Here is an 8943-nt window from a genome sequence, read left to right as displayed (position 1 = left end):
CTACCCAGCTGTCGCCGGAGTAGGAACTCATCTTTTAACTTATACCCTAACCGATGCCAACGGCTGCACCGGAGAAACCACGGCCAGTATTGTGCTAAATTCCATTCCTCAACCCGAAATTCTGAATACTGAACTTTCTTTTTGCGAAGACAGCGATCCGGTTCTCATCGAAGCAATTCCGGATGGCGGAGTTCTTTCGGGAACAGGTGTTTCAGGAACTTACTTCTACCCAGCTGTCGCCGGAGTAGGAACTCATCTTTTAACTTATACCCTAACCGATGCCAACGGCTGCACCGGAGAAACCACGGCCAGTATTGTGGTAAATTCCATTCCTCAACCCGAAATCCTCAATACTGAGCTTTCTTTTTGCGAAGACAGCGATCCGGTTCTCATCGAAGCAATTCCCGAGGGCGGAGTACTTTCCGGAACCGGTGTTTCAGGAACTTATTTCTACCCAGCCGTTGCAGGAGCAGGAACTCATACTTTAACTTATACTTTTTCAGGCGATAACGGATGCAAAACTGAGATGGCGGAAAAAGAGATATTCGTTTATAAGAGTATAGAGGTTGACCTTGGACCTGATCGGACTATAGGAATTGAAGATTCAATAACACTTAGCATCACTGATTTAAACTGTTCTGTTCTCTGGTTTGATGGAACAACCAAAGCGAGTTACACGATTAAAGCAAGTACACTGGGTGTGGGTGACCATCCAATTTGGGTAACCGTATCCAATGACGCTTCATGTTTTTCGTCGGATACTTTGATGTTAACAATTGATAATTTGAACACTATTATTGACAAAAAGAGTCTTTCAAAAATCCTGATTTATCCCAATCCCACCCAAAATGGATTTACAGTGAAATTAAATGAAAATGAACGACTGGATGAATTGTACCTGTTTGGAACCACCGGAGAATATTTACTAAAATGTATCGCTCCAACGAATTCATATTTTGATATATCATTCCTTGCATCCGGAGTCTATTTCCTTACAATCAAAACAAACCTGCGAATCACCCAAATGTGTCTTCTGAAATTATAATGTCAACTAAAGTATCTATCCCGGTACGAGTAGAAAAGCGTTACCGAACATTCAACGTAATTTTATGCTGCACCCGTTATATTCTCTGCAAAACGGATTTCGAAGAAAACAAAAGTTAACGCTAATCAAATTACGCATTCTAAACCGGCACTTTTTAGTGCAATAAATTTTTCAAGAATTGATACAAAAAAAGAGATCATCGCTGATCTCTTTTTCTATATTTTTCGCCGTTCGGTGAAAAAATGAACTGACAAATAACATCTTATCTGCTTAGATGATTGATTTCATCGCGCCCATTGCTTCACGCAATTCAGCACCAATAATCTCTACATCGTGGTAACGGATTTCTTCGTTGATATCGATCAGTTCTTTGTTATCCACATGCGCATCTTTGCCTTCGTTAAAGTTTTTACCGATAACGTTGGTATCAATTTTCTTCATGAAATCGGCCAGCAAAGGCTTGCAGGCATGATCAAACAAATAACAACCGTATTCTGCAGTGTCAGAAATGGTGCGGTTCATTTCAAACAGTTTTTTACGCGCAATAGTATTGGCGATCAGCGGCGTTTCGTGCAACGATTCGTAATATGCTGATTCTTCTTTGATACCTGTTTCAGTCATTACTTCGAAAGCCAGTTCAACACCTGCTTTAACAAAAGCAACCATCAGCGTTCCGTTATCAAAATATTCCTGTTCGCTGATTTCCACATCACCGGCCGGTGTTTTTTCAAAAGCAGTTTCACCGGTAGCAGCACGCCAGGTCAGCAATTTAACATCATCGTTGGCCCAGTCTTCCATCATGGTTGACGAGAACGCACCACTCATAATGTCATCCATGTGTTTTTCGAACAGCGGACGCATGATTTCTTTCAGTTCCTGCGCCAGTTTAAAGGCTTCCACTTTTGCCGGATTCGACAAACGATCCATCATATGTGTGATACCACCCAGTTTCAATGCTTCGGTAATGGTTTCCCATCCGTACTGAACCAGTTTTGATGCATAACCCGGATCAATACCTTTCTCCACCATTTTGTCGAAACTCAGGATAGAACCGGTTTGCAGCAATCCGCAAAGGATGGTTTGTTCACCCATTAAATCCGATTTCACCTCAGCAACAAACGACGACAAAAGTACGCCAGCCTTGTGACCACCGGTTCCGGCAGCATAAGCTTTTGCAATTTCCAGTCCATCGCCATTCGGATCGTTTTCGCGGTGAACCGCAATCAAAGTAGGAACACCAAATCCGCGAACATATTCAGCGCGCACTTCAGAACCCGGAGATTTTGGAGCCACCATAATTACGGTAATATCGTCGCGCACCTGCATGCCTTCTTCCACAATGTTAAAACCGTGCGAATAAGCCAGGCAAGCGCCTTTTTTCATCAACGGAACTACTTTGTTCACTACCGGAGTATGTTGTTTGTCGGGAGTAAGATTCAGCACCAGGTCAGCTTTCGGAACCAGTTCCTCGAAAGTACCTACTTCGAAACCATTCTCGGTTGCATTTACATACGATGCACGTTTCTGATCGATCGCTTCCTGACGCAATGCATAGGCCACATTCAATCCGCTGTCGCGAAGGTTTAAGCCCTGGTGTAAGCCCTGGGCACCACATCCCAACACAACGATTTGTTTTCCTTTTAATTTTTCTACTCCGTTTGCAAATTCACTTTCTTCCATGAAATCGCATTTTCCCAACTGATCCAACTGAAGACGCAACGGGAGTGAATTAAAATAATTTGCCATCTGTTTTATTTTTTAATGATTAATCTGTTCTTATGACTACCGGAAACCTTAACAATAAGTTTCGCCGGCTATACTTTACAAAGCAATAAAATAATCGCCTATAAGAGCTGTAAATTTACGGGATTTTTAGGTAATTTTCATGGTATTAAAATAAATCACTTTTTGACCAATACCATAATCGACATTAATTTACAAACACTTACAAACGAACCAAATTGGAACATTTACCAGTAAAAGATTCTTTTCGGCTATTATCAATAATTTGAGCAATCGATCCATGTGATGATTTTCTTTGATTTCCACAAACTGAAAATTCAAAACATTTCTGGCAAACTATTTTAACGATTTCGCCCGGTATTGCATGGGCGACAAGCCCGTTTCGCGTTTAAAGAATTTGGCAAAATAGCTTTGATCGGCAAAATTTAACTGAACGGCAATTTCAGACACACTAAGGCCGGTATGTACCAGCAGGCGTTTAATTTCGAGAATTTGCTTTGCTTTAATGATTTCGGAGGAAGTTTTCCCGGTAAGCCGGGTTACGGTTTGAGTCAGATGATTGGGGGTAAGCGCCATTAAATCGGCGTACTGCGCCACGCTCAGGTTCTTTGCATAATTTTCCTCCACCAGCTGGTAGAATTTTTTAACGATTACGTGTCCTTTCCCCGAAAGAATACTTTCGTCGGTCGCATACGAAGCCGCACAAAAATGCAGGATAAGATCGAGCAGCGAACGCAATAATTCTATCGAAAAGCCTTCACTTCGTTCGAGTTCAGCGATTCCCTTTTTAAAAAGGCTTTCAATAAAAAGTACATCGGCATTGTTTTGAAGCAACAAAGGCGGATTATCCTGCCGGATGGTAAAGAAAAACGGAAATTCGATCAGTCGGTTGGGATTATTGTAATCGATCAGGTAAAATTCCGGAGTAAAAATAAATATGAATCCCTCGATATCGTGCGAAAACTCGATTTTATGGGCCTGCCCCGGCGACATAAAGAACACACAGGGAGGTTTTATTTCGTACTTGTTGCCGTCGATTACATGAAACCCGGTTCCTTTGGCGAGGTAGAGCACCTCAAAAAAATCGTGCCGGTGCGGATATTTTACCGAGAAATGCCGGTGGGCATCAAACACCTCCACCTGAAACTGCTGGCTTTCGCGTTCCTGTTTGCTAAAACTGCGAAGACTGTAAACCGGTATCCTATCCGCTGAACTCATGCGTGTTTAATCGACTAAAGGAAGAGTGTAACCAAGGGTAAGCCGTAAAGTACGAAGTTTCATGCTCTGTTTATCATACAGCACAAACACATTCGGGATGCCGTAATCATACGAGACAGCAACATCAAAACCACGATAGGCGCGGTATCCTGCTTTTGCCGTTACACCATAATCCAAGGGCTTCATATAATCTTCGTTCTCTTTATTTCCCCATTCAATTTTATACTTTCCAGCGGCAATATCACCGGCACCCGATATTTCTACGGTACCCCTAACCCCATAACTAACGTAAGGGCCTGCTCCTGCGTACAACTTTGCCCGAGACCGAAGCCTGTACCGGTAAAACACATATGCTGGCACATTAACGTAGATCAGATTCATCTTATTTTCAACACCCGAATAACTTAAACTTTGAGTGAGCATTTTATAATCTCCCAAAAGTCCAATGGATGCAATCAGCTCTTTTTGTCTTTTCTTAAAAAAAGTACTTTCGACAAAAGCACCGATATGCCCGCCCGGTCCGGTATAATTTTCATTTAGGAAACTCCCGTCAGAAGCCCTTTTATACTGTATGGCAGAATAATTACCACCGGCACTTACCACCAGGTTTTGACTTCCGGCGACAAAAGCAATAAAACAAAAAACAACTGTAAATAAAATCTTTGTCTGGCTTTGCATGTGCTTATGTTTTATAGTTGTTGCGACAATATACTTATTATTTTAAAACAAATTTAACCAAACAAAACAGACAGGCCTCCCTTAATGAAGATGTTGCACCGCTTTTTCTTATTTTTATACCATGAAGATGCTACAATACTTTCTCGGCATACAGTTGACAGTGCTGGCACTTTGTTTTTCCCCTTATGCTTTTGCAACTGTTCCTGGTAAATTTGTCTCTTCCAAAACGTCACTAAACAGCATTCGGTTCGGCGAATTCCATACCGATTCAATACACCGGCTCGATTTCAGGTATTCCGACAGGAAGCGAGGACTAAAACCCTTCATCGCTCCGGCCGTGTTAATTGCGGGAGGAACTATACTGAATTATTCGGACGTGAAATACGACATCCAGGAGTGGGTCTCGAAACATCATAGTTACCAGGGGGCAGCAGACGATTATCTGCGTTTTGCTCCTGTGGCCGGACTTTACTCGCTGAATGCCCTGGGTGTAAAAGCGAAAAACAACATCGGCAACCAATCGGCCCTGCTGTTTAAAAGTGTTTTGCTGAACACGATTATTACCAAATCTCTGAAAAAAGCTTTCAACGAGAAACGCCCTGCCGGAGATCCCGACTCCTTCCCTTCAGGGCACACGTCTCTGGTATTTGCCACGGCGCAGGTTATTCACCACGAATATGGCGAAAACAGTATCTGGTACAGTGTAGGAGCTTATTCGTGCGCGGCTACCGTCGGAGCTCTGCGAATTGCCAAAGGCGCCCACTGGGCGTCGGATGTTTTGGCAGGAGCAGGAATAGGAATGCTCAGCACCGAACTCGTCTATCTTACCCACCAGTATAAATGGGATTGGGCTCATATGAAACGGTTAGACATCTTTCCCTTCTCAGTTGGGCCACAAAAAGGATTGACACTGGTGTATAGTTTTTAGCAGTGAGCCATGAGCTTCAAGCCGCGAGCAGTTTATGGATGAACATCGATTAACGATTGCAGACAGACACGTGAGTTAGAAAAACGACGTTCAAGTTACCACGATTTCTTGCATCCTTTAAACCTGACCTAGTGTAATTCTACACCCCAAGACTTTGAACTTTGAACTCTTCTTCCTTCGCCTTTGCCTCAGCCTCTCTTCTACTTCAAAAAATCTTCGCGTACCGGATTAAAGCTGTCAATTAGCCGGGCAGTTGGGCTTACCAGTTTAATCGCGTGCTTTACATGCGGCGGAACTGCAACCATATCGCCTGCTTTTAGCCTTTGTTCCGGCTCGCCTTCCAAATAAAAAACAACCTCTCCTTCGGCAATAAACGTGGTTTGTTCGTGGGGGTGATTGTGCAACGGATCAGCTTCGGGCCATGGTCCTCCGGAAAAATCGACCATCACAGTCATCAGGTTTTCGGTGTGAATGATTTTGCGTTTTACTCTTTCGTTTATGATCTCGTAAGCTGTTTCGTCAAATTTTAATACCGCCATTCAGATTAGTCTTTTTAATTGTAGCGCACAAATTAAACGCAATTTTTTGTTTATGCTGAAATAATTCTTCGGATACGGTCATCCAACTCCGCCTGATCGGCTGTAAACGAAGCCAATCCGGCCAGGTTCAGCAATGTATCAATAGCCAGTTCGCCACTTTCGATACGCGGCGCCCAGCGTTCGTGTTTTGGTATTTTCCCGTCGGAAGCAATATATCCCAGATCCTTTTCACTTAAATACGGAAACATATCGCCGCAACCGGCACGATGAACACGGTCGATCAACTCGCTGCCGGTTTCCGGACAATTCAAATTCAGGTCTTTTGCCAGCGCCAGTTCCTGTTGGGTAACGTTCCAAAGCTTTTCGGGCGAATATTTTGCTGCGTCTTCGGTCAGATCCACCGGATAAATCTCTTTCACTTTTGATGAAAATTTTCCGGTGAGATGAATTTTCCCGTCAGCAGCAACTTTGGTTGGCATGGTAAAAACATCGGTTCCGGCAAGTGCATCCAGCTGAGAATATCCGCGTAAGCTGGCGGCAATCAACTGCGTTAGAACCTGATTTTTTCCGCTTATTTCTTTCACAACTTTTTGCGTCGCGAGCACGGTCCGCTCCCCTGCTCCTTCACCACTGCCCAGTCGGTTGTCTTTTATATAAGCGCCAATTCGCCCCAAAAACACGTTGCAGTAATTGGGTTTGGTAATGGCAGCCACCATCAGATTTTGCCGTGCCGAAAATTCTAGTGTAAAGTTGATCTTCACGCCCAGCTCGCGCAACCGCCGTGCTCCCAGCAAACCCACCGCTGTGTAGGGAACTTTCACAATAAACTGTTCGGGATTAATATCGAAATACCGCAAACCGTAATCGACAATGGCCTCAAAATGATGTGCGGTGTTGGTATGAAGCTCCACACTCACAAAGCCGCCAAACCTCTTCGCCAGCCGCATGCCGTGCCGTGCATTCAGAATAAAGGCAATTTCAACAATCTGCTCCTCCACCGGAAGATCTTTCACAATTTCGCGTGCCTGTGCAATAAAACTGTCGTAAATTCCTTTTTGAATTTCCTTGTTTACCAGCGTATTGTTGGTGGTAAGCGCGGTCATTTCAGCCGACCAGTTTTTTTCGGCTTCTTCCATATCGCCGGTGTCGAGCCACAACTGGGTTCCGGCATCACGCAGCGACTGCCAGAACGGATCGGCTTTTGCACTGATGCGTTCTTCGTTAATATCAGCCAACACAAACTCTTTGATTTGCTTTTCCAATGTCTCGTTCATGGTGAAGTGATTTGAATTTGCTTTTGAATTTACAATAAAGCCCAACGGTGTCCAAGAAGATTTTAAATTTTATTCGGGGCATGAAATTCGTTTGCTGAAGGATGCCGCTGCCGCACGACTGTCCCGAGTCCTTAAAGTCAAAAAGCCATTTCACCAACCACGCGAAAGGATTCGCGCAGAAGAGTAGAAACGGAGGTAATAGAAAAGGAAACAGAGAAATACATTTAGTCCTTTAATCTTATTTTCCAGGCAAAGTCAATGCTAATTAAATGTTCATATTTGAATTTATCTGTCATATCGGGCCTGTAAAAAGTTGGCCGATAAATAACTCCGATATTAAAATACTCCCAAAATTGAAAATAATTAGGAAAAATTAATCCCAAGGCATTGCCGCTTTTTTTAACAGGTTCTCTTGTTGGTGGCAGTGGGTCAAACCTGTCATAATACCTGAAATCCCAGGCATTTCTGGCATACGAGAACCCATAACCGACTGAAAAACGCTTGAGTTTATGATTATTTGAAAGACTAACATATCTTGAACTCATCAATTCGTATTCCCCACTAATATCCACTGCTGCCGGAAACGGTATAAAAAAATCTGAAACCCCTGAGAATCCTAAATTTATAAACTGATTTTTTGAATGATAATAATCTAATCCTATTGTTAACCCCCAAAATCCTGTATTTAATTTTGTCCCTTCATCTTCCGGAGTTAAACAAAATGAATTGATATGGGGCAAAGATAAGTGCAGAAGCCATTCACCTTTATTGTTTGCGTCTCCGTATTTTGAAACCCCACCAATAGTATTTGCTGAATTTATGTAAATCCGTGGCGGATAAGAATAGCGTTTAGGGTTTTTCGCATCAACGATTAGACCTAAACCATAATTACAAAAAACATTGCTCCAATACATAAATGAATTTCTCGGCTCAACCTGGTATGTTTTTGTCAGGCTGTCGGCGATAGAAACAAAACAAATGGGCTCCTTTTTCCTGTCAACCTGAAAATTAGCTTTATTTTCTATGGTTTTGACTGTATCCCCGTTATGAACGATTACACCTGGTGCAGTTGTGTAAACCGTCAGGTTCGTGTAAGGTTGGTTCAAAATAGTTGCACAAGAAGTCATAAAAAAGGAAACTATCAAAATGCAGAGTTTCTGTCTCATAATTTTGGCTAATTGCGTTTTAAGTTTGTTTAACTAAAGATACATAATTGATCAAAAGGTTGCGTTGCAGAAAAATGTTAAATAGCATTGAGTAACATGGCATTTTCCGTGCCTGGAGATTTTTCCCAAAGTTTAAAACTTTGGAAAATGTGAATACTTTCGGATTCTTGATTTCCGCCGTTGCGGAAAGCTTGTCCTGAATTTATTTCAGACTTTCCCTGCCTGCGGAAACCTTCCTTTGAGTTTGGTTCAAGCTTTCCGCACGTGCGGAAGCCTTGTTTGAAATCGGATTTATACTTTCCCCGGTTGCGGAAACGTTGTTTTTGCACCGGTTCTGACTTTCCGCAAGCCC

9 protein-coding genes are annotated in these 8943 nt (G+C 42.8%); 2 read left to right on the top strand and 7 right to left on the bottom strand.

What is annotated here, in order from left to right:
* The coding region (locus MR764_RS15210; RefSeq protein WP_247980296.1) for a T9SS type A sorting domain-containing protein at nucleotides 1-1045 on the top strand (1045 nt) is incomplete at its 5' end.
* Nucleotides 1046-1315: 270 nt separating this feature from the next.
* On the opposite strand, the gene ilvC is transcribed toward MR764_RS15210, so the two are convergent.
* From ilvC to MR764_RS15195, 3 genes are all read right to left on the bottom strand, one after another.
* Nucleotides 1316-2791 carry a ketol-acid reductoisomerase gene (gene ilvC, locus MR764_RS15205; protein ID WP_247980295.1) on the bottom strand — a complete coding sequence of 492 codons (1476 nt, stop codon included), beginning with the start codon at nucleotides 2789-2791 and terminating at the stop codon, nucleotides 1316-1318.
* 333 nt (nucleotides 2792-3124) lie between these two features.
* On the bottom strand, nucleotides 3125-4006 hold the full coding sequence (locus MR764_RS15200; RefSeq protein WP_247980294.1) for an AraC family transcriptional regulator: 882 nt from the start codon (nucleotides 4004-4006) through the stop codon (nucleotides 3125-3127).
* Nucleotides 4007-4012: 6 nt separating this feature from the next.
* Nucleotides 4013-4684, bottom strand: a complete 672-nt coding sequence (locus MR764_RS15195; protein WP_247980293.1) for an outer membrane beta-barrel protein — start codon at nucleotides 4682-4684, stop codon at nucleotides 4013-4015.
* 121 nt (nucleotides 4685-4805) lie between these two features.
* Between MR764_RS15195 and MR764_RS15190 the strand changes: the two genes are divergently transcribed.
* The gene (locus MR764_RS15190) at nucleotides 4806-5612 is read left to right on the top strand and encodes a phosphatase PAP2 family protein (RefSeq protein ID WP_247980292.1); all 807 of its coding nucleotides are present in this window, start codon (nucleotides 4806-4808) and stop codon (nucleotides 5610-5612) included.
* 200 nt (nucleotides 5613-5812) lie between these two features.
* Here MR764_RS15190 and MR764_RS15185 read toward each other — a convergent pair whose 3' ends face one another.
* From MR764_RS15185 to MR764_RS15170, 4 genes are all read right to left on the bottom strand, one after another.
* Nucleotides 5813-6151, bottom strand: coding sequence for a cupin domain-containing protein (locus MR764_RS15185; protein ID WP_247980291.1), 339 nt, complete (start codon nucleotides 6149-6151; stop codon nucleotides 5813-5815).
* A 50-nt stretch (nucleotides 6152-6201) separates the two neighbouring features.
* Nucleotides 6202-7425 (bottom strand): transaldolase family protein, encoded by a 1224-nt coding sequence (locus tag MR764_RS15180; protein ID WP_247980290.1) that lies wholly within the window; start codon nucleotides 7423-7425, stop codon nucleotides 6202-6204.
* Nucleotides 7426-7649: 224 nt separating this feature from the next.
* Nucleotides 7650-8591: a hypothetical protein gene (locus tag MR764_RS15175; protein WP_247980289.1), complete on the bottom strand. Its 942-nt coding sequence runs from the start codon at nucleotides 8589-8591 to the stop codon at nucleotides 7650-7652.
* A 77-nt stretch (nucleotides 8592-8668) separates the two neighbouring features.
* Complete coding sequence (locus MR764_RS15170; RefSeq protein ID WP_247980288.1) at nucleotides 8669-8920, bottom strand: hypothetical protein; 252 nt, start codon at nucleotides 8918-8920, stop codon at nucleotides 8669-8671.
* Nucleotides 8921-8943 lie beyond the last annotated feature (23 nt).

The organism is Maribellus sp. YY47 (assembly GCF_023111095.1).
Taxonomy (GTDB): Bacteria; Bacteroidota; Bacteroidia; order Bacteroidales; family Prolixibacteraceae; genus Draconibacterium.
This window is presented reverse-complemented; position numbering and strand designations above follow the sequence as displayed.

Coding starts and splice junctions, on each gene's coding strand:
- ilvC (WP_247980295.1), bottom strand. CDS start 2,791: ATGGCAAATTATTTTAATTCACTCCCGTTGCGTCTTCAGTTGGATCAG.
- MR764_RS15200 (WP_247980294.1), bottom strand. CDS start 4,006: ATGAGTTCAGCGGATAGGATACCGGTTTACAGTCTTCGCAGTTTTAGC.
- MR764_RS15195 (WP_247980293.1), bottom strand. CDS start 4,684: ATGCAAAGCCAGACAAAGATTTTATTTACAGTTGTTTTTTGTTTTATT.
- MR764_RS15190 (WP_247980292.1), top strand. CDS start 4,806: ATGAAGATGCTACAATACTTTCTCGGCATACAGTTGACAGTGCTGGCA.
- MR764_RS15185 (WP_247980291.1), bottom strand. CDS start 6,151: ATGGCGGTATTAAAATTTGACGAAACAGCTTACGAGATCATAAACGAA.
- MR764_RS15180 (WP_247980290.1), bottom strand. CDS start 7,425: ATGAACGAGACATTGGAAAAGCAAATCAAAGAGTTTGTGTTGGCTGAT.
- MR764_RS15175 (WP_247980289.1), bottom strand. CDS start 8,591: ATGAGACAGAAACTCTGCATTTTGATAGTTTCCTTTTTTATGACTTCT.